The following is a 17,790-nucleotide window of genomic DNA, read 5'->3' on the forward strand; positions in this document are numbered from 1 at the left end:
GGTTCGGTGACTGGCCGCCGCGCTCAGGCGCGGCCGGCACCGAACTCGAGAATGTTGTAGAACGGCACCGAGCCGACGCCGTCGATCTGCAGCACCGGGCCCTCGGCGCTGACGCGCACGTTGCCGACCAGACCGGCGACTTCCACCTGCGGGTACTCGCCGTTGTCCGACTCGATCACCACGCTGTACTGGCCGGCCGGCAGGCCAAGGCGCTGCGGATCGATGTCGAACGGCACCTGGCCGGGCGCGCGGGCGCCGAGCTCGACGGTGGTCTTCAGGCCGTTGGAATCGGTCAGTACCACGGCCGTGCGATTGGAGGCGTGGGCCAGGGTGAATTGCCCCTGCAGCGGCTGCGTGCCCAGCTGCAGGCTGTCCACCGCCACCCGCACCTGCTGACCAACCAGGCCGGCGGCGGTCAGGGTCTGCAGGTTGTCCATCAACACCAGGTTGTTCTGCGCCAGGCTGGTCATGTTTTCCATGCTCTTGACCTGGGACATCGCCGAGAACTGGTTGAGGAATTCGGTGCTGTCGACCGGCTTGGTCGGGTCCTGGTACTTGATCTGCGCGACCATCAGGCTGATGAAGTTGTTCTCCATCGTGGTGGCGTCGCTCACATTCACGGCGCGCTTGACCTGGTCGATGCTGTTGCCGGCCAGGCTGGCGTCCAGCGCGGAATTGACGCTACTCATCAGACTTCTCCCAGGCGCAGCAGGCTCTGCTGCATGCTCTTGACGCGGTTGAGCACCTCGACACCGGTCTCGAAGCTGCGGGTGGCCGACATCATGTCGGTCATCTCCTCGATCTCGTTGATGTCGGGGTAGTAGACGTAGCCCTCGCCGTCGGCCAGCGGATTGCCCGGCTCGTAGCGGCGCTTGGGTTCGGCCCCGGAGGTGACCACGTCGAGCACCTGCACATGGGCGCCGCCCAGGCCGACGCCGCGGGTCAGCGAGTTGTTCTCGTACACCGCGGCGAACATCGGCTTGCGCGCCTGGTAGACGTCCGCCGGGTTGGCCGCCGCCGAGTCGGTGTTGGCCAGGTTGCTGGCCACGGTGTTCAGCCGCACGGTCTGCGCGTTCATCGACGAACCGGCGATGCGGTAGATGGAATCAAAAGACATCAGCGGCCCTCGATGGCCTGCTTCAGGCCACGGAATTTCATGGTCAGGAAGGTCAGGCTGGTCTGGAAATCCATGGAGTTGCGCGAGAACTGCGCCTGCTCGACCGACAGCTCGACGGTGTTGCCGTCCTGCGAAGCCTGGGTCGGTACGCGATAGAGCATGCTCGGATCGCTGCCCGCGATGCTCAGGCGCGACGAGGCGTTATCGTCCAGACGCTGCATTTCGGCGCCGAAGTCGATGTCGCGGGCCTGGAAGCCCGGGGTGTCCTCGTTGGCCAGGTTCGCCGCGAGGATCTCGCTGCGCTGCATGCGCAAGCCCAGCGCCCGTTCGTGAACGCCGATTGCGTCTTCAATCCGTATACTCATTCGCCGATACCCTTGAAGCATGAGCGGTGTGATAACCGACCATCGCTTTTGCAGCATTCGTGCCGGTCCGCCAACGCATAGGTAACCCGTTGTTTTCAATGAAAAAAAGCGCAAAGCACAGGTCCCGCTTCAACACCCTGCTTCCGCATCGGGCGCAGCGTGAGGACGGAAGCGGAAAACGTACTTCCGCCTGGGCAGCGCTGCTGTTGCTGCCAGGGTTGGTGTGGGCGCAAGGCGGTGCCGATGAGCAGATTCGCCAGGCCGTCGACCGGCATCTGAACGATGCGCTGCTGCGCGAAGCGAAGCGCCAGGGTTGGCAGGGCGCCCGCCTGAGCCACGACACCAGCCTGCCGGCCAGCACCGCGCGACTGCCCCGCTGCGCCCAGCCGCTGCAGGTTCGCGACGCAAGCGGCAGCGAGTCGCTGCTGGACCGTCAGCGGCTGACGATCAGCTGCCCCGATGCGAACGGCTGGACCTTGGATATCAATAGCCAGCCCAGTGTGTGGCTGCCGGCGGTGCACGCTCAGGGCATCATCGAACGCGGGCAGACGCTGGGGCGCGACGACCTAAGGCTTGAGCCGATCAATATCGGCAAGGCCCAGCGTGGCTATTTCAATCGCCTGGAAGAGGTGCAGGGCATGGCCGCGAAACGACGCATCCGCGCCGGCCAGACCCTCACGCCGTCGCTGCTGGCGCAGCCCTTGGCAGTCAAGCGCGGCCAGCCGGTAAGGATCGTTGCCAGCCACGACGGTATCGAAGCCTCCACCAACGGCGAAGCACTGGGCGACGGGCAGCCGGGCGAGGTAATTCGCGTACGCAACGTACGCAGCGGCAAGGTGATCGATGCGAAGGTGGTGGAAGAAGGGGTGGTGACCAGTACGTTCTAACAGGCGAACGTGCATGGATATGATCCGCGCAAGGGCGCTGAAAGGCCAATTGGGAGCAATCCAAAAAAATTTTGGCGCCAGGATTTAATCCTTCTTCCTGGGCTGTCGCCTTACCCTTTCAGCAGGCAGTCAAGCCAGCTCCTACAGCCCACTTAGCACGAAGGATTTTCACATGGCCCTGTCCATTCATACCAACTATTCCTCGCTGATCACTCAGACCAACCTGAGCAAGACCAACAACACCCTGGGCACCAACCAGCAGCGCCTGGGCACCGGCCTGCGCATCAACAGCGCCGCCGACGACGCTGCTGGCCTGCAGATCGCCACCCGTCTGAACGCAGGCGCCCGCGGCATGGCCGTGGCCATACGCAACACCAACGATGCCGTATCGATGCTGCAAACTGCCGAGGGCGCGTTCAACGAAGCGACCGATATCCTGCAGCGCATGAAAGACCTGGCCACCCAATCGGCTAACGGCACCAATACTCAGAAAGACCGCGACGCCCTAGAAGCTGAATTCGTGGAGCTCGGCAAAGAGCTGAACAATATCGCAACCAATACCAAATATGCGGGTGATGCGCTGCTAGACGGCGGCACCTTGGCTGCCGACATCAATTTTCAGATCGGTGCTAGTTCTGCAGAAGTGATGACAGTGGCTATAGCCGATACCAAGATTGCTGCCGCACTGACCCAGATGACCACCACTGTGCCGGGCCTTTCAGTTGCAGCCGGTGCCGTTGCTACCATCGATGCGCTTGAGACCGCCCTTGACGATCTTGGCGCCACTCGTGGTGCTCTGGGCGCCAACATCAACCGCCTGAATCACACCGCCAACAACCTGGCCAACATGAAGGACAACACCGAAATGGCCAAGGGTCGCATCATGGATGCCGACTTCGCCTCGGAAAGCGCCAACATGACCAAGAACAGCATGCTGATGCAGTCCGGCATCTCCATGCTCAAGCAGGCAGGCCAGATGCCGAGCATGGTCATGGGCCTGCTGGGCTGATGACTGCCGGGTTGGCCCTTGGCTGACCCAACCGATACATGCAAAAAGCCCCGACTGGTTCGGGGCTTTTTGTTGTTCAGGTTTTTTCTCCTGTCTATCCGACTAACGGCTATTGATATCATTTTGAGGTCATATGGCCATCTCAAAATAACCTTAACCCCTTCTAGAATAGGCCTTTCAGCACCAGCCGTCGCTCCATGAGCCATCACTTTCAATGCAAATGATGGCACATAGCCATTATTCATGACCTCTATCGCCCTGATTAGTTCCCTTGTAAGTTCAAAAAAACGGCGTCAACATACTGCCAACTAGTTCACGGTAAACCTTTGCCTCCTATCACAGAAACCCTCATTCGCTTCTCAGGGCACCATGACTTCATCTCTGACCATGAAGGCCACCGATGGCACCGTCTATCCGCTCCTGAAGAGTGGCCGCGACAACTGCCTGGTTCGCTTCGATCGCTCGCTCTACCAGCTCTCGCTTTGCAGCGGCGATAACGTAGAAAAAGTTGACCTTGGCTTTTCCGGAAGCCGGGTTCTGGAGCGCCTGCTGCAAATGCCCGGCGAGGTCGTTTCGCGCGAGGAGCTGCTGAGCTACGCCTGGCAGGATCGAGTGGTCGGGCAAGGTAGCCTGAACCAGCAGATCTACACGCTGCGCCAGGTTCTCGGCGATGCCGACAGCCAGATCATTCAGACCCTGCCGCGTCGGGGCTATCTGTTCAACCCGAACTACCTGGTCAACATCGAGAAGGCCGCGCTGCCGCCGGTCCCGACTGCGGTCGAACAGCCGATCACGGAGCTGGCACAGCTCCCACTTCAAATGCCGCGGCGCTCTGCCTGGTTTGCCCCGACGATGCTTGGCACTGCGGTAGCACTGCTCTTGGCATGTGTCGCCCTGGGTTACCGCTTCATGCATGCGCCCAAGAGTTCGCTGACCTATACCCATTCCATCGGCCAGCTCGAAGTGCTGTACGTGGAAAAAAGCCAGCAGATGCTCGACCGGATGATGCAGGAAACCCGCCTGTTGGTAGCCAGCGTTGCCGGCATGAGTTCGCGGCCGGGTCGCCTGATCGTGAACATGTCACCCGGCTTCTATGAGCTTCGCTGCCTGCAAAACGATGGCCGGATGAACTGGGTGAAGGTTCACCGCAGCCAGGTGAACGCCATTCCGAATGAAACACTGCAAGGATGTCTGCGATGAATGCTTCTTTCGAGACCGGCACGGCAAGCAAGCGCCTGCTGCGCGTCATGGTGCCGACTGCTCTGGCGTTATGGGCCTTCGTTGCGATGGGCACCACCACCAACTACAGCGCCAACCTTGACGGTCGATATTCCTCGACTGGCCAGGTGCTGCTTAGCAACGGCCAACTGGTGCAGGTCAGTCAGAGCGTGGTGTTCAATGATGGGCGCTTCTATGCGATGACACGCAACAGCCCGGCCATCGTCGAAGCGTCTGGCCGGGTCGAAACCGACTTTCTCGGCCGTGCCCGGCTGGTGGTGGAAGAAGGCCAGATCAGCGGAATTGCCGGCGCCGACGAACTGGACGAAGAGCTGATCTTCAATCTGTTCTACGGCAAGCACAAAGGCGCCCGCATCACCCTGGAGGAAGTGGGCGCCTGCCTCTACGGCGTCGAGACCCAGCAGGTCTACTGCGCCGAACCGGCGGTGGCCCAGCTCTGACAACCCCGCTGCGCCAGACAGCCTGCAGCGGGCGCGCAGCCACACGCGTTGCAATCAGATTTCGTCGGACTCCGGAGCGCTGTAGCTCGCGCCCTTCTCGGTGAAGCGAACCTTGCCGTAGCTGTCGCCGAACAATTCCTTGTACAGGTTCTCCGCCGAGTCGGTCAGCAAGAGAATCTCCACCCGTCGATTGGCTCCATCTTCCGGCGCATCGGGGCGTAGTGGCATCACGTCCGCCTGCGCAGTCACTTGCAGCACTGAGCGCCCCGGCAGGCCGGCACTCACCAGCACATTGCGCGCACGCAAGGCGCGATCACCGGAGAGATTCCAGTTGTCATAGCCCGATTGCAGCCGGTAAGGCGTGGCATCGGTGTGGCCGCTGATGATCAGCTTGTTCTCGACCTTGGCCAGCACGCCGGCCAGCACACCGAGCAGGCGGGCGAAGTGCGGATTGAGCACGGCGCTGCCGCGCTGGAACATGAAGCGCTGCTGGTCGTCCTTGATCAGGATGCGCAGGCCCTGGGGCACCACGTCCACTTCCAGATTCGCCAGCGCATCGACCTGCCCGGCCACCTCCTGCATCAACGCTGCCAACGCCTGCAACTCGGCCGTCGAGGCATAGCGGCGGCTGCCATCCTCGGGCAACTCCCCCTCTGCGCGGTCGCTCTCGACACGCCGACGCTCGGGTTCGTCCTCATTGCGCGCCTGCCGTACCGGTACGCCATCAAGCTCCAGTGGCGAGGTGCTGGTGCCGTCGAAAATACCGGCACCGCCATCGACCAGGGGATTGCTTTCCTCATCGCCGAATGCGGGATTGGTCAGGTTCATCTGCGGCTGGATGATCCACAGCACCATGAACAGCGCCATCATCGCCAGGGTGAAGTCGGCGAAAGCCACCTTCCAGGCGCCGCCGTGCTCGTCGCCGTGACCCTTCTTGGTTCGGCGGCGAACGATGATTTCGTGCTCGTTACCGCTCTTGCCTCGGCTCTTCATGCCGCGTCCCTTTCTTCCTCGTACTGGTTGACCCAGACCTCGAGTTGACGGAAGGCCGGCTTGACGTCCTGCTCGATCAGCTTGCGGCCAGCGTCGACTGCCAGCAGCGTCGGCTTGCCAGCCAGATGCGCAACCAAGGTGGTACGTACGCATTCCAGCGCCGACAGCTCGGTCTTGACCCGTTGCCCCATCGCGTTGGAGAGCGGCTCCATCAGGCAGTAGCAGAAGAAGATGCCGAGAAAGGTACCGACCAGCGCCGCGGCCACATGGGCGCCGATCTCGGCGACGCTACCGCCGATGCTGCCCATGGTGATGATGATGCCCATGATCGCCGCCAGGATGCCGAAACCCGGCATCGCCTCGCCGATCTTGAACAGCGAACGCGACGGCTGCAGCAATGCATGCTCCATCGCCTCGAGTTCCTGCTCGAGAAAACCCTCGAGCTCGTGGGCGCTGATCTTGCCCATGGCCATCAGGCGGAAATTGTCGGCGATGAACGCCATCAGGTTCTTTTCCTTGAGGATCAGCGGGTAGCGTGCAAACAGCTCGCTCTGCTCTGGCTCCTCGATGTGCGAGTCGAGCACCTTGAGACCGCCCACATCGACCATTTCCAACAGCTCATAGAGCAGCATCAGCAGCTGGCGCTGGAACTCCTCGCCACGGCGTTCGTAGATGAACACGCCGCGGATCTGCGAAAGCATTTCCACCAGCACTTCCTTGGGATTGCCGACCACCAGGCTGCCGATCGCGGCGCCGAGGATGATCACGATCTCCGCGGGCTGCCAGAGCACCCGCATGTCGCCGTTGGCCATGGCGTAGCCGCCCAGCACGCAACCGATGATGATGAACGCACCTAATACTTTCTGCATGACGTTACTGACTTCTCTCGGTTAAAAAGCGACAGGCCTTGCCGATCGCCTGCTTGCTCAACTGACAGACCCTGGCGTCGCTGACTTCCAGCACCAGGGCGATTTCCTTGAGGCTCAATTCGTGCTGGTAGTACAGCGTCAGCACCAGTCGCTCGCGCTCGTCCAGCCGGCTCAACGCCTGCTCCAGCAAACGCTCCTTGAGCAGCCGCTCCTCGAACAGCTCGGCCGTGTCGGGAAAGTGCTCATGGCCGCTCTGCAGCAGCTCGTCGAGGCTCTCGATGGCCTCGGACGAATCGGCCCAGAGGAAGGCCTGATAATCCTTCTCGTCCAGCCCGGTGAATGTCTTGATCTCCTCGTCGCTTGGGCTGTGGCCCAGCTGGCGGGTGAGTTCACGAATCGCGTCGCGCACCTTGTGCGCCTGCTGCCGGACCTGACGCGGGCGCCAGTCCTGCCGGCGCAGCTCGTCGAGGATCGCACCGCGAATACGCAACGCGGCGAAGCGCCCGAACTGCTCGTCCGGTTCGCCGTAGCGACGCAGACCTTCGAGCAGACCGATCATGCCGATCTGCTCCATGTCCTCGCGGTCAAGCACCTGATTCGCCTGCAACGAAAGCTGTCGCACGATGCGCTTGACCAGCGGCAGGTACTGCATCAGCCAGCGCTGCTCGGCACCCGGTGCAAATAGCGCAGGGCTGGCCGGGCTGGCGCCGTAGTAGTCGACGGAACAGGTGGCGTTCATGGCGCGGGCCTTTACTGAACGATCATCTTGTTGACCAGTACGTGCCGGAACGGCACCACTGCGTTCTTGCTGGCGAAGTCGGCAAACAGCGCTTCCTCCAGACGGGTCTGCAACTCGCCGATCGGCATGGCACGCAGGTCGGCGAAGTCGAGCCCGGAGAGGTAGCTGACCACCGAATTGCGCACCAGCGGTTCAACCTGCTCGAAGTTCTTCGGCTCGTCCGAGGCTTCGGCCTGCAGTGCCAGGTCGAGCACGAAATAGCGCTCACGGCCCTCTCCGCGCAGGCTGACGATCACCTTGGTGACCGGATAGAACTGGTACTCCACCGGCTCGATGGTTTCCGTAACCACCTCACCACCGCTCATGCCCGGCTTGAGCAGCCAGTAGGCGGCACCGACCCCACCGGCAACGGTGACGACATTGAGCAGCAGCATCAGAAGAACCAGACGTGGCGTCGACATAACCTATTCACAATCCTGTAGTTGAAGTTGAGCCGGTCAGACCGTGACCAGCACATCGCTGCTGCGACCAGCCGAACGTGCGCCGCCATCCTCTACCGCGGCTGCGCGCGCGGGCGTGGTTGCGGCGAGAACCGCATCGCCGTCATGCGCCTGCTGCGACTGACCCTGACGGCCCGACTGGCCGTCGGCGCCGACCTGTACATTGACCTGCACGAAATGCTGCGCCACCAGTTCCTGGCGTAGACGGTCGCTGGTCTGCTGCAGCAGCCGCGCCACATCGGCATTGGCTGCGCTGAGCTGCACGCTGAGACGACCGGACTCATGGCTGAGATGAATTTCCAGGCTGCCCAGCTCCGGCGGATCCAGCCGAATGCTGGCGCTCTGCTGACGTTGCTGCAGCTGGATCTCGACGTGCTCGCGCAGGGCATGCAGCATCTGCTCGCCCCACTTGGCTTCGGGGCCCTGCAGCTTGAGCAGGCGCTCGGCCCCCTGAGCGACGCTACTAGTCGGGCGTTCAGCCAAGAGCGGCGCCGACTGGCTGCCCTCATCGATAGGGGCGAGTTCCTTCAACTGCTCCACCGGCAGTTCTGCGCCGAGATCGCTTCCCGCTGCACCGGTTGCCAGCAGACTCAACACAGCACCCGGTTCAACGACTGGACGTATGGCCTGAGCAGCGGGCATCGGCCGATCAGCGACCGGATCAGCCATCTGCCGACCGGATAGTTCGAGGGGCAACGGAGCTACCTGGCCCTGCAGCCGTGCTTCGGCAACGCCAGCGGCTTCACCTTCCGTTTCAGCGCCTGCCGGCTGTGGTGCCGCTGGCCAACCCGGCTGAACCGCCGCCTCCCGCGCCTGAACCTGCACCTGCTGCTGATCGAGCATCCCCAGCAGCCACTGCTCGACCGGACCTTGCTCGGCCGCTTCGTCGCTGCTCGCCTGGGCAACGGGTTCCGCTAGCGCGGACGGCGACAGCTCTGCCTGCTCGGCCACGGGCTGCTGCAGCGTGTCCATGTCCAGCTCGACGGCAGCAGTCAGCATGCGCGCGCTGAAATCCGCGCCGAGACCGGGCTGGCCCTCGGCCGCTCGCGCGGCCGCATGGCCACTCAGCGAGGCCGGACGCAGCGGTTGCGTCAACGCTTGTGCCGTTCCGGCAGCTGAGGCCGAAGCCGGGATCAACTGGATCACTCGCCGTTCCTCGCCTGATACATGTCGACTCGTTGATAAGCCGAGCGCCCTTCGGCGTACTCGAGGTGATTCACCAGCAGCAGGCGCAAGCGCTCGCATTCCTCGGCGCAGGCCTTCAAGGCCTGGCCATGCAAACGCTTGAGCTGCTGTCTGGCGCTCTGCACGGATGCGTGTGCATCTCGCGGCAACTGTTCCAGGCACTGCCGGATCGCCTGATCGGTTTCACCGACGGCGCGCCAGTCCTGGCTTTGCAATGCCGCCGCCAGCCTCTCGTGCAAGGCTTGCAGGCGCTGCTCGTCACTTGCGTGCGGCACTGACGCCCTCCCAACCTTCACGCAGCGTGCCGAGCAGGTTCACCACCTCGTCCAGGCCTTCCAGCGAGAGCGTCACGCTGACGTCGGAGAGGCGATAGATGCAGTATTCGTAGAGCCGCGCCAGGCCTTGCACTACCTCACCGCCGCCTTCCTCATCCAGTGCACCGTTGAGTCCGTTGAGGATGTTCATGCACTTTTCCAGCGAGGCGCCCTTCTGCTGATAGCGCTTGTGCTCGATGTGGCCACGCGCACGGGCCAGCTCGTCGAGCAGGCCATCCATCAGCACCAGCACCAGCTCATAGGGCGATGCCGAAGCGGCGCGCGCCTCGAGGTCCACCGAGCGGTAGCTGTCGTAACTGTCGTTGGGAAGGTAGGTCATCAGAACATTCCGAAGGTCTGCTCCATGTTCTGCATGGTCTGCATCATGGAGGTGAACTGCTTGAGGTAGCGGGAGTAATGGCTGTCGTACTGCTGTTGCAGCTTGTCGAACTGCTCGTTGGTGCGTCGCAGGTTCATGTCCAGCGTGTCCATGCGGTTCTTCAGCATGCCGTTGGTGCTGCTGGTGTAGCTGGCGACGGTCTTGTCGATGCTGTCGAGCAGGTTGTCCTTGCCGGTGAACAGCGCCTCGAACCCGGCCGGGTCCTTCGCCACGGCGGCCTCGAAGCGCGCGGTGTCGATGGTCAGCTTGCCGTTGCGGTCGGCACTGATACCGAAATTGATCAGACTGTTGCCGCCGAAGTCGGTACGCAGCAGGGTGTTCAGGCGGCCTTCGATGGCGCGCACGCTGGAGTCGCCCGCCAGCGCACCACGGGCACTGCTGTCGCTGCCGCTGGCGGTCAGCGAGTCGAAGCTGGTCATCAGGGCGTTGAAGGCGTCGACAAAGCTCTGCGCCTTGCCTTTGGTGGCGCTCTTGTCCTGGTCAATGGTCAGCGTCAGTGCCGGATCACCGTCCTTGTGCACCTTGTTGACCGACAGGCTGACGCCCTCGATGACGTTGTCGAAGGTGTTGCTCGAACTGGTCAGCTCGATACCACCAACACCGAAACTGCCGCCCATGCGAATACGCGCATCGGCCGCGGTCGACAGCGTAGTCGTGGTAGCAGCGGTGCCGGTCAGCGAATGTGCGAAGGCATTGGCCGTGCCACTTTCGGTGCTGGTCAATACCAGACTGACTTCACCGTTGCTGCGCACCAGCGTCGCCTGCACACCGAGATCGGCGCTGGCATTGATCGCCTTCGCGGCGTCTTCGAGGGTCGCGTAGGCACCCAGGTTGAATGTCTGATCCTTGAGATTCAGCGTTCCGCTGAGGGCGCCATCGACCAACCCCTGCACCGCCACCTGCTGTTTGCTGGCCAGCTGCTCGACATAGAACTGATAGCTGCCGGCTTGCGCCTTGGCACCGACCGTGGCACTGACGTAGCCCTCCTGACTGGTGGTGGCGCTGTTGACCAGCATGGTCGCCTTGCCGGTCTTCAATCCGGAGACGGCGGACTTGAAGGTCGTCAGCGAGGTGCGCAACTTGCTCAGCGCATCACGCTGAGTCTTGTAGTTGCTTTCGTTGCGATTGAGCCGGTCCAGCGAAGACTGAACTTCGTAGGTCGCCAGCTGCGTCGACATCTGCTTTATGTAATTCGAATCTATCGCCATTACCGATCCCCTTCCTGTGCTCTGTAGAGCAAGTTGAGTGCCAATTCACAAATCATTGATTTACAAGCGCTTTATGCCAAGTGGCGCAGAAGAAGCGCTTCCGCCTGGCGGCCTTATGAGGAAACGGGGAAATGCCGTTTCCGCCTGACCGAATGGCGCAATCTCTCTGGTTAAAGGCGACGAATACGGAGCCAACGCTAAGGCGCGCCGAAAATATCGATGGGAAGATCGCCCGACTGCCCCGCTCGCGAGCGGCGCTCATGTGCGGCAACCCAGGCAAGGCGCTGCAGGCATGCGCCGCGGAGCGGGCGCAATTCAGGAACCGAAGTGCCCGTGGCTTCCCACAGGTGCCAGCGCCTGGCGAACCGGCCGGCCGCAGCTCCAATGGCATCCGCGAGCAAGCTCACCGAGCAGGGAAGGCAGACCGATCAGCGGGAAACGGAGAAACGGAGAAACGGAGAAACGCGGGGATTACGCCGCGCGGGGATCAGTACATCTGCGGCTGATAGAGCCGCGCGTCATGACTGCCGGCCAGCAGCTGACCGAGGATCTCGTGATGCATGGCCAGCAGCTTGCCGTTGCGCTCGTTGATCTGCTGGCACTGGCTGGCCAGCACGCCGAGCTGCTGCCAGGACTGACGCAGACGCACCGCCTGCTCGTCAGGGTAAGAACCGAGGAGGCGCTGCATGCCATCGGCATCGGCCTGCAGGCGGAAGGCACTCAGCACCTTTGCCCGGCGCTGGGCCCGCGCACCGATGGTTTCGACGCGAGTGGTGATCTGCAGATTGAGTCGATCGATCTCTACACTGTCGCGTTCGAGCAGGAATGCGTAGAGCGCCTGCATCAGGTCACGCAGGGCCAGGTAGTCATCGCAATCCTGCTCAAGGTCGATGGCAACGACCGCGAGCAGCTTGTCGCGCTGGTTCACGCATCGCTTCCGCGATGGTAGGCGAGCATGCTCCCGGCCAGCTCCGCAGGATCGCTGGAGATCTCGCCGCGCTGCAGGGCCTGCTTGATCGCCGCAACCCGGTCGAGGTCGATTTCCGGCATAGCGCGCAGGGCGTCATGCATCTGCTCCAGCGGAAGGCTGGCAGGTTGGCGCACCAGCGCTTCAGCCGCAGGGCGTGCAGCGGGCTGGCGATTGGTGCTGGCCTCGGCGGCCGGTGTCAGGGCGGGCTTGAAATGCCGGCTGATTTCCATGATTTCATTCCAACTCGGTGGTTACAGCCAAACAGGCGACCATCATCGGCAAGTTATTAAATCGACTTTCACCTGCATCACGCAGGCGTGCGCGTGCAGTCTACCGGGCCGACCTGCGCGGCGTCGCCTGCCTCAATGCGTGGCGCGCCAATGGGCCTGCGCCGCCAGTCCGTCCTGGATTTTCTGTTCCTGTTGCGCAAGCAGCTGCTGCCATTGCTGCATCTTGTCATCGATCATGTGCTCGACCACTTTCTCGCTGCGCATGGCCTGCAGCAGCTCGCGCTGAATACGCTCCAGAGCCTGCTCGGCAACCGCCAGCTCACGGCGCTGCAGCTCCACCATCTTGTACAGGGTGGCCTTGTAACGTTGCTGGTTGTCGCGCTGAAGTGGTGTGTTCATCGGCACGGAAAAGCCGCACAGGCGGCTCAGGCCGGTGATGTTGTTGCGGTAGCGCTGGCAGAGGTTCTGCTGGTACTGCACGCGGCCGAGCATCTGCCGCACACGGTGGCTGCGCAGGCTGGCCAGGCGGCCGAGGGTCTCGATCTGCTGTTTCATCGCGGTTTCCCGAGGATGTTCTGCAAGGTGGCGACGCTGGTTTCCAGTTCGGCGGCTTCGCCGACGTCCTGACGCAGGAAGCGCTCGATGGTCGGCGCCAGCTGCACCGCACGATCGGTCTTGATGTCCGCGCCCGGCGTGTAGCCGCCGAGCGGAATCAGTTCCTTGATCTTCTCGAAGGTGCTGTAGCACTCCTTGAGCTGGCGCGCCGCGCCCAGGTGCGCCGGCTGGCCGACCTGACTCATGCAGCGGCTGACCGAGGCGCAGACGTCGATGGCCGGGTAGTGTCCGGCTTCGGCCAGGCGCCGCGAGAGCACGATGTGGCCGTCGAGAATCGCCCGCGCGCAGTCGACGATGGGATCCTGCTGGTCATCGCCCTCGGCCAGCACCGTATAGATAGCGCTCAGGCTGCCATTGTCGCTGGCACCGTTGCCGGCACTTTCCACCAGCTCCGGCAGCATGCCGAACACCGACGGTGGATAGCCCTTGGTCGCCGGCGGCTCGCCAAGGGCCAGGGCGATCTCGCGCTGGGCCATGGCGTAGCGGGTCAGCGAATCCACCAGCAGCAGCACGTCATGCCCCTGATCGCGGAAATAGGCGGCGATGCTGTGACAGAGCTCGGTGGCCTTCAGCCGCATCAGCGGCGATTCGTTGGCCGGCGCGACCACCACCACGGCCTTCTTCAGGCCCTCCTCGCCCAGCGAATGCAGCAGGAACTCCTGCACCTCGCGGCCCCGCTCACCGATCAGCCCGACCACCACCACATCGGCCTTGGTCTGCCGGGTGATCATGCCCAGCAGCACGCTCTTGCCGACACCGGAGCCGGCGAACAGGCCGACACGCTGGCCCTTGCCCAGGGTGAGGGTGGCGTTGATCGCACGCACGCCGACATCCAGCGCTTCGCTGACTGGCTTGCGCTTGAGCGGATTGACCGAGGGCAGCTCGGTCGGCAACGGGTCGCGCCCGCCGAGCTTGCCCAGTTCGTCCAGCGGTTCGCCGAGGCCGTTGACTACGCGGCCGAGCCAGGATTCGTCGATATGCAGCTTGGCGTCATCCGGCGCCGGGAATACCCGCGAACCGGCGGTCAGGCCGACCGGTTTCTTGAACGGCATCAGGTAGGTGATATCGCGGTTGAAGCCGACCACCTGCGCTTCCAGCATGCTGCCATCGCCCTGCTCGACATAGCAGCGCTGGCCGGTCATGCGCTGGCAGCCGAGGCTTTCCAGCAGCATGCCGGAGACCCGCACCAGCCGCCCGCTGACCTTGGCCAGCTGCACGTTGTCCAGCGAGCGCAGGGCCTCGTCGAGGCGGAAGCTGTCGCGCAGGGCCATCGGTCAGCCCTGCGCCGCGATGTGTTCGGCGAGGGTTTCCATGCACGAGTCCAGGCGCTGCTGGCAGCCGATATCAGCCTCGGCCTGGGCGGTGAGCACACGGCATTCGCCGAGCGCGAGCTTCTCGTCCGGCACCAGCCGCCAGGCGGCGGCGCGTTCCGGCGCCAGCTCGCGGATGCGCGCGCATTCTTCCGGATTGAGCTGGATACGCACGTCTTCCTGATCGCCCGGCATGGCGTTCAGCGCTTCCTCAGCCAGGGTCAGCAGCTGGGTCGGATGCAGGGTCAGCTCGCAGCGGATCACCTGCCGCGCGACCTTCTGCACCAGCTCCAGCAACTCCTCGCGACGCGCCTGCTCGTATTCCTGACGAAAACCTTCGAATGCCTCGATCAGGCGATCCAGCGGCCGACCGGCCTCGTCAAAGGCGCGACGACCCTGCTGGCGGCCCTCTTCCAGACCGAGCGCCTTGCCATCCTCGACGCCGCGCTGAAAGCCTTCGCGGTGCCCTGCTTCGCGGCCCTGCTCCAGGCCTTCGCGATAGCCCTTGTCGATGCCCTCCTGAAAGCCATCGGCCACCGCACGCTGCAGCGCTGCCGGGTCGCCGGCGAAACCAGCCGCCGCCTGTGCCGGGGTCTTCACCCTTGGCGGAAAGCGGAACGGCCGCCAGCTGCGGTCGGCACCCTTGATCACCTTGATCGTCATGTCATTCCACCGTCTGCTCGCGGAACAGCTGGACCTGCAGCTCGCCATCGGCGGACATCTCGCGCACCACGGCCATGATGTCCTTGCGTACCTGCTCGACACGGCTCAGCGGCACCGGACCCTGGCGCCGGTTGATCGACTCCATCTGCTGCGCCTGGCGCTTGGGCATGGCGCCCTGGATGGCCTTGACCAGCTCTGGTTCGGCGCCCTTCAGCGCGACCACCCACTCATCCAGCGGGATGACCTCCAACAGGGTCTGCAGCACGTCCTGGTTCTGCCGCGAAAGGATGAAGAAGTCATACATCTCATCCTCGATCTTGCCGACCAGCTCCTCGTTGTGCGCGCGCAGCAGCTCGAACATCTGGTCGCGATTGCCCTTGAAGCGGTTCATGATGTCGGCCGCCTGCTTGACGCCGCGAACCTGCGAACCCTGGGTACTGAGCACCTTGAGGCTGCGGTCAATCAGCTGCTCCAGCTCGGCGATCACATCGCTGTTGACCTCCGACAGGTTGGCGATGCGGTAGAGCAGCTCGTCCTGGCGCTCGGCCGGCATGCACTCGAGCACCTCGGTAGCCATGCCCGGCGGCAGGAAGGCGAGGAAAACCGCCTGCATCTGCGCGTGCTCCTTGGCGATCAGCGCGGCGAACTGCTTGGGATCGAGCCATTCCATCTTGGCCATCTTGGCGCGGATCTCCTCGCCATAGATGGAGTCCAGCAGCGAGCGGGTGATGTCGCCGCCGAGCGCCTTGCCGAGCATCCCGGCCAGGTAGGAACGCGAGGCGCCCTTGATGCTGCTCTGCTCCTTGTAGTCGTCGAAGAAGCGGCTGATCACGTCGGAAACCATCGGCTGCTTGACGTTGGACAGTCGCGCCATCGCCTGGCTGATGCTGATGATTTCCTCGCGGGAGAAGTTGCGCAGGATGCCCGCGGAAATCTCGTCGCCCATGCTCAGCATGAGGATTGCCGCCTGATCCAGCGAACTGACCGAGCGCAGCTGCACCGGCCGCGGCTTGATCTCGCGGGACGACGCCTGGCTTTCTTCAGCCGGCTGGGTTGAGATCTCTTTCATTGCGCCCTATCCAATGCTTGATGACTTCCGATACCCGCTCGGGATCGTTCTTGGCGAGCATCTGCAAATGCTCGATCTGCAGCTCCAACCCCGAACCCGGCGCCGGCAGGCGGATCTCCGAGAGCGGGTTGAGCTCGCCGAAAATATGCGGCCCGTTCGATTCGCGCGGGCTGGCCAGCGCCGGCCTGGCGTCGCCTTCCAATGCGGCCGGCGCACTCGGCTCGACCAGACTGCCTTCCAGTCCCTCGCCCTGCGGCAGCGCCTGGACGTTGCGCTGGGTCAGGTTGCGTACCGCCGGGCGCACCACGATCAGCAGCAGCAACAGGGCGATCAGTCCGGCCACGCCGACCTTGGCCAGCGCATGGATCTGGCTGTTCTCCCACCAGGGCACGACCTGCTCGATCTGCTCGACGGCGGCGAACGGCAACACGCTGAGGCTGAGCAGATCGCCGCGCTCCTGCTTGAAGCCGACGGCATTGCGCACCATTGCCTCCATTTCGGCACGGGCCTCGTCTGTCCAGCCACCCTTCGGCGCCGCCGCAGAGTTGAGGACCACCGCCACGCTTTGCTGACGCAGAGCGAAGCCGGCGTGCTTGACGTGCACGACGCTCTGGTCGTAATCCATCTGCCGGGTCGATTCCTCGCGCAGCGACGTCGCCCCCTTGTTCTCGGTGGCCAGCTGCTGCGCTTCCTCGCCGTCAGGCGCAGGCGGCAGCGGCCTGTTGCTCAGCGAGCCGGGCACGCCAAGCGCCAGGCGGTCCAGCGCGCTTTCGTTGCGCAGGACTTCGTTGCGCAGCCGCGGCGTGTCGCCGTAGGACTGGAAGGTCTCTTCCTTCTGGCTGAAATCGATATCCGCCGCCACGCTGATGCGGAAGTTGCCCAGGCCCAGCACGGGTGCCAGCACCTGCTCGATGTTGCCCGCGGCCTTCTGCTGGTAGTCCTCCACCGCCTGCCAGTTCTGCGCCGGCCCGCCGCCAACGTTGAGCCCGCGCGAGAGCAGCGCGCCGTACTGGTCGACCACGCCGACATCTTCCGGCTTGAGATTGGGCACGCTGTTGGCGACCAGATTGACGATGGCACCGACCTGGTCGCTGCTCAGCTTGTAGCCGGGCTCCAGCTGCAGCATCACCGACGCCTTGCTCGGCGCACGCTTGCTGACCACGAAGGAGCTGTTCTCCTCCTGCGCCAGATGCACCCGCGCCTGCTGTACGCCCTTGAGCGCCATCACTGTGCGCGCCAGCTCACCTTCCAGGCTGCGCTTGAGGCGCACGTCCTGAACGAACTGGCTGGTGCCAAGCGGCTCTTCCTTGTCGAACAGTTCGTAACCGGCCGGCTGCGCCACCTTCACGCCCTTGGCGTTGAGCAGCAGCCGCGCCTGTGCCAGCTGATCCTCACGGACCAGGATCTGCCCGCTCTGCGGATGGATGCGGTACTGCAGCGCTTCGCCGTCGAGTATCTGCATCACCTCGGCGGCAGGAAACGACTCACCGGCGCCGTGCAGCGGGCGGAACGAGCCGTTGTCACGCCACAGATAGAAGGCCACGGCCACGGCCAGCGCGGCGGCGATCACCGCCATGCCGGCCAGCGTCACGCGCGGATCGAGTTGCAGCCCACCTGCGGGCAACCTGGATTTGATTTTCTGCAGCACGTCTTAGCTCTCTGGGCCGA

22 protein-coding genes are annotated in these 17,790 nt (G+C 63.5%); 4 read left to right on the forward strand and 18 right to left on the reverse strand.

The features are described 5' to 3' along the window. Positions 1-23: 23 nt before the first annotated feature. Genes BHD08_RS17350 through flgB form a run of 3 tightly spaced genes read right to left on the reverse strand, consistent with a single transcriptional unit; the run spans position 24 to position 1,482 of the window. Complete coding sequence (locus BHD08_RS17350; RefSeq protein WP_125023810.1) at positions 24-689, reverse strand: flagellar hook capping FlgD N-terminal domain-containing protein; 666 nt, start codon at positions 687-689, stop codon at positions 24-26. After that, entirely contained in the window at positions 689-1,117 is a 429-nt protein-coding gene (gene flgC, locus BHD08_RS17355; RefSeq protein WP_014595442.1) for a flagellar basal body rod protein FlgC, read from the reverse strand. Before flgC ends, BHD08_RS17350 begins: the two co-directional genes overlap by 1 nt. Next, positions 1,117-1,482, reverse strand: coding sequence for a flagellar basal body rod protein FlgB (gene flgB / locus BHD08_RS17360; RefSeq protein ID WP_015278784.1), 366 nt, complete (start codon positions 1,480-1,482; stop codon positions 1,117-1,119). Before flgB ends, flgC begins: the two co-directional genes overlap by 1 nt. Positions 1,483-1,580: 98 nt before the next feature. Here flgB and flgA point away from each other — a divergent pair, with 98 nt between their 5' ends. The 4 genes from flgA (at position 1,581) to BHD08_RS17380 (ending at position 5,057) form a co-directional block, all read left to right on the forward strand. Further along, positions 1,581-2,369 (forward strand): flagellar basal body P-ring formation chaperone FlgA, encoded by a 789-nt coding sequence (gene flgA / locus BHD08_RS17365; protein WP_125023812.1) that lies wholly within the window; start codon positions 1,581-1,583, stop codon positions 2,367-2,369. A 172-nt stretch (positions 2,370-2,541) separates the two neighbouring features. Continuing rightward, complete coding sequence (lafA, locus tag BHD08_RS17370; protein ID WP_125023814.1) at positions 2,542-3,378, forward strand: lateral flagellin LafA; 837 nt, start codon at positions 2,542-2,544, stop codon at positions 3,376-3,378. Between the two features lie 369 nt (positions 3,379-3,747). Beyond that, positions 3,748-4,578 carry a winged helix-turn-helix domain-containing protein gene (locus BHD08_RS17375; protein WP_125023816.1) on the forward strand — a complete coding sequence of 277 codons (831 nt, stop codon included), beginning with the start codon at positions 3,748-3,750 and terminating at the stop codon, positions 4,576-4,578. Continuing rightward, on the forward strand, positions 4,575-5,057 hold the full coding sequence (locus tag BHD08_RS17380) for a hypothetical protein (protein ID WP_015278788.1): 483 nt from the start codon (positions 4,575-4,577) through the stop codon (positions 5,055-5,057). Before BHD08_RS17375 ends, BHD08_RS17380 begins: the two co-directional genes overlap by 4 nt. A gap of 54 nt (positions 5,058-5,111) precedes the next feature. Here the strand turns inward: BHD08_RS17380 and BHD08_RS17385 are convergent, their stop codons facing one another. The 15 genes from BHD08_RS17385 to fliF all read right to left on the reverse strand — a co-directional run bounded on the left by BHD08_RS17385 (position 5,112) and on the right by fliF (position 17,770). After that, complete coding sequence (locus BHD08_RS17385; RefSeq protein WP_015278789.1) at positions 5,112-6,050, reverse strand: OmpA family protein; 939 nt, start codon at positions 6,048-6,050, stop codon at positions 5,112-5,114. Next, the gene (gene motA, locus BHD08_RS17390) at positions 6,047-6,919 is read right to left on the reverse strand and encodes a flagellar motor stator protein MotA (RefSeq protein ID WP_015278790.1); all 873 of its coding nucleotides are present in this window, start codon (positions 6,917-6,919) and stop codon (positions 6,047-6,049) included. Before motA ends, BHD08_RS17385 begins: the two co-directional genes overlap by 4 nt. A gap of 4 nt (positions 6,920-6,923) precedes the next feature. Continuing rightward, positions 6,924-7,658, reverse strand: coding sequence for a FliA/WhiG family RNA polymerase sigma factor (locus tag BHD08_RS17395; protein ID WP_015278791.1), 735 nt, complete (start codon positions 7,656-7,658; stop codon positions 6,924-6,926). Between the two features lie 11 nt (positions 7,659-7,669). Beyond that, the gene (fliL, locus tag BHD08_RS17400; protein WP_015278792.1) at positions 7,670-8,119 is read right to left on the reverse strand and encodes a flagellar basal body-associated protein FliL; all 450 of its coding nucleotides are present in this window, start codon (positions 8,117-8,119) and stop codon (positions 7,670-7,672) included. 36 nt (positions 8,120-8,155) lie between these two features. Further along, positions 8,156-9,304: a flagellar hook-length control protein FliK gene (locus BHD08_RS17405; protein ID WP_015278793.1), complete on the reverse strand. Its 1,149-nt coding sequence runs from the start codon at positions 9,302-9,304 to the stop codon at positions 8,156-8,158. Continuing rightward, on the reverse strand, positions 9,301-9,618 hold the full coding sequence (locus BHD08_RS17410) for a hypothetical protein (RefSeq protein WP_015278794.1): 318 nt from the start codon (positions 9,616-9,618) through the stop codon (positions 9,301-9,303). The genes BHD08_RS17405 and BHD08_RS17410 overlap by 4 nt, the downstream gene beginning before the upstream one ends. After that, positions 9,602-9,997 carry a flagellar export chaperone FliS gene (gene fliS, locus BHD08_RS17415; protein WP_015278795.1) on the reverse strand — a complete coding sequence of 132 codons (396 nt, stop codon included), beginning with the start codon at positions 9,995-9,997 and terminating at the stop codon, positions 9,602-9,604. Before fliS ends, BHD08_RS17410 begins: the two co-directional genes overlap by 17 nt. Beyond that, positions 9,997-11,265 carry a flagellar filament capping protein FliD gene (gene fliD / locus BHD08_RS17420; RefSeq protein WP_015278796.1) on the reverse strand — a complete coding sequence of 423 codons (1,269 nt, stop codon included), beginning with the start codon at positions 11,263-11,265 and terminating at the stop codon, positions 9,997-9,999. The genes fliS and fliD overlap by 1 nt, the downstream gene beginning before the upstream one ends. 487 nt (positions 11,266-11,752) lie before the next feature. Further along, on the reverse strand, positions 11,753-12,193 hold the full coding sequence (locus BHD08_RS17425; protein WP_015278797.1) for a flagella synthesis protein FlgN: 441 nt from the start codon (positions 12,191-12,193) through the stop codon (positions 11,753-11,755). Then, entirely contained in the window at positions 12,190-12,465 is a 276-nt protein-coding gene (gene flgM, locus BHD08_RS17430) for a flagellar biosynthesis anti-sigma factor FlgM (protein WP_015278798.1), read from the reverse strand. The genes BHD08_RS17425 and flgM overlap by 4 nt, the downstream gene beginning before the upstream one ends. Positions 12,466-12,597: 132 nt before the next feature. Further along, positions 12,598-13,020 (reverse strand): flagellar FliJ family protein, encoded by a 423-nt coding sequence (locus BHD08_RS17435; protein WP_125023818.1) that lies wholly within the window; start codon positions 13,018-13,020, stop codon positions 12,598-12,600. Continuing rightward, entirely contained in the window at positions 13,017-14,351 is a 1,335-nt protein-coding gene (gene fliI / locus BHD08_RS17440) for a flagellar protein export ATPase FliI (protein ID WP_014595425.1), read from the reverse strand. Before fliI ends, BHD08_RS17435 begins: the two co-directional genes overlap by 4 nt. A gap of 3 nt (positions 14,352-14,354) precedes the next feature. Then, positions 14,355-15,053, reverse strand: coding sequence for a flagellar assembly protein FliH (gene fliH / locus BHD08_RS17445; RefSeq protein ID WP_125023820.1), 699 nt, complete (start codon positions 15,051-15,053; stop codon positions 14,355-14,357). Position 15,054: 1 nt separating this feature from the next. Then, on the reverse strand, positions 15,055-16,122 hold the full coding sequence (locus BHD08_RS17450; protein WP_015278801.1) for a FliG C-terminal domain-containing protein: 1,068 nt from the start codon (positions 16,120-16,122) through the stop codon (positions 15,055-15,057). Beyond that, a complete protein-coding gene (gene fliF / locus BHD08_RS17455; RefSeq protein ID WP_125023822.1) occupies positions 16,094-17,770 on the reverse strand; it encodes a flagellar basal-body MS-ring/collar protein FliF in 1,677 nt (558 codons plus the stop codon). Before fliF ends, BHD08_RS17450 begins: the two co-directional genes overlap by 29 nt. Positions 17,771-17,790 lie beyond the last annotated feature (20 nt).

This window comes from Pseudomonas sp. SCT (assembly GCF_003864275.1).
In the GTDB taxonomy this organism is placed as follows: Bacteria; Pseudomonadota; Gammaproteobacteria; order Pseudomonadales; family Pseudomonadaceae; genus Stutzerimonas; species Stutzerimonas stutzeri_AE.

Coding starts and splice junctions, on each gene's coding strand:
- BHD08_RS17350 (WP_125023810.1), bottom strand. CDS start 689: ATGAGTAGCGTCAATTCCGCGCTGGACGCCAGCCTGGCCGGCAACAGC.
- flgC (WP_014595442.1), bottom strand. CDS start 1,117: ATGTCTTTTGATTCCATCTACCGCATCGCCGGTTCGTCGATGAACGCG.
- flgB (WP_015278784.1), bottom strand. CDS start 1,482: ATGAGTATACGGATTGAAGACGCAATCGGCGTTCACGAACGGGCGCTG.
- flgA (WP_125023812.1), top strand. CDS start 1,581: ATGAAAAAAAGCGCAAAGCACAGGTCCCGCTTCAACACCCTGCTTCCG.
- lafA (WP_125023814.1), top strand. CDS start 2,542: ATGGCCCTGTCCATTCATACCAACTATTCCTCGCTGATCACTCAGACC.
- BHD08_RS17375 (WP_125023816.1), top strand. CDS start 3,748: ATGACTTCATCTCTGACCATGAAGGCCACCGATGGCACCGTCTATCCG.
- BHD08_RS17380 (WP_015278788.1), top strand. CDS start 4,575: ATGAATGCTTCTTTCGAGACCGGCACGGCAAGCAAGCGCCTGCTGCGC.
- BHD08_RS17385 (WP_015278789.1), bottom strand. CDS start 6,050: ATGAAGAGCCGAGGCAAGAGCGGTAACGAGCACGAAATCATCGTTCGC.
- motA (WP_015278790.1), bottom strand. CDS start 6,919: ATGCAGAAAGTATTAGGTGCGTTCATCATCATCGGTTGCGTGCTGGGC.
- BHD08_RS17395 (WP_015278791.1), bottom strand. CDS start 7,658: ATGAACGCCACCTGTTCCGTCGACTACTACGGCGCCAGCCCGGCCAGC.
- fliL (WP_015278792.1), bottom strand. CDS start 8,119: ATGTCGACGCCACGTCTGGTTCTTCTGATGCTGCTGCTCAATGTCGTC.
- fliS (WP_015278795.1), bottom strand. CDS start 9,997: ATGACCTACCTTCCCAACGACAGTTACGACAGCTACCGCTCGGTGGAC.
- fliD (WP_015278796.1), bottom strand. CDS start 11,265: ATGGCGATAGATTCGAATTACATAAAGCAGATGTCGACGCAGCTGGCG.
- flgM (WP_015278798.1), bottom strand. CDS start 12,465: ATGGAAATCAGCCGGCATTTCAAGCCCGCCCTGACACCGGCCGCCGAG.
- BHD08_RS17435 (WP_125023818.1), bottom strand. CDS start 13,020: ATGAAACAGCAGATCGAGACCCTCGGCCGCCTGGCCAGCCTGCGCAGC.
- fliI (WP_014595425.1), bottom strand. CDS start 14,351: ATGGCCCTGCGCGACAGCTTCCGCCTCGACGAGGCCCTGCGCTCGCTG.
- fliH (WP_125023820.1), bottom strand. CDS start 15,053: ATGACGATCAAGGTGATCAAGGGTGCCGACCGCAGCTGGCGGCCGTTC.
- BHD08_RS17450 (WP_015278801.1), bottom strand. CDS start 16,122: ATGAAAGAGATCTCAACCCAGCCGGCTGAAGAAAGCCAGGCGTCGTCC.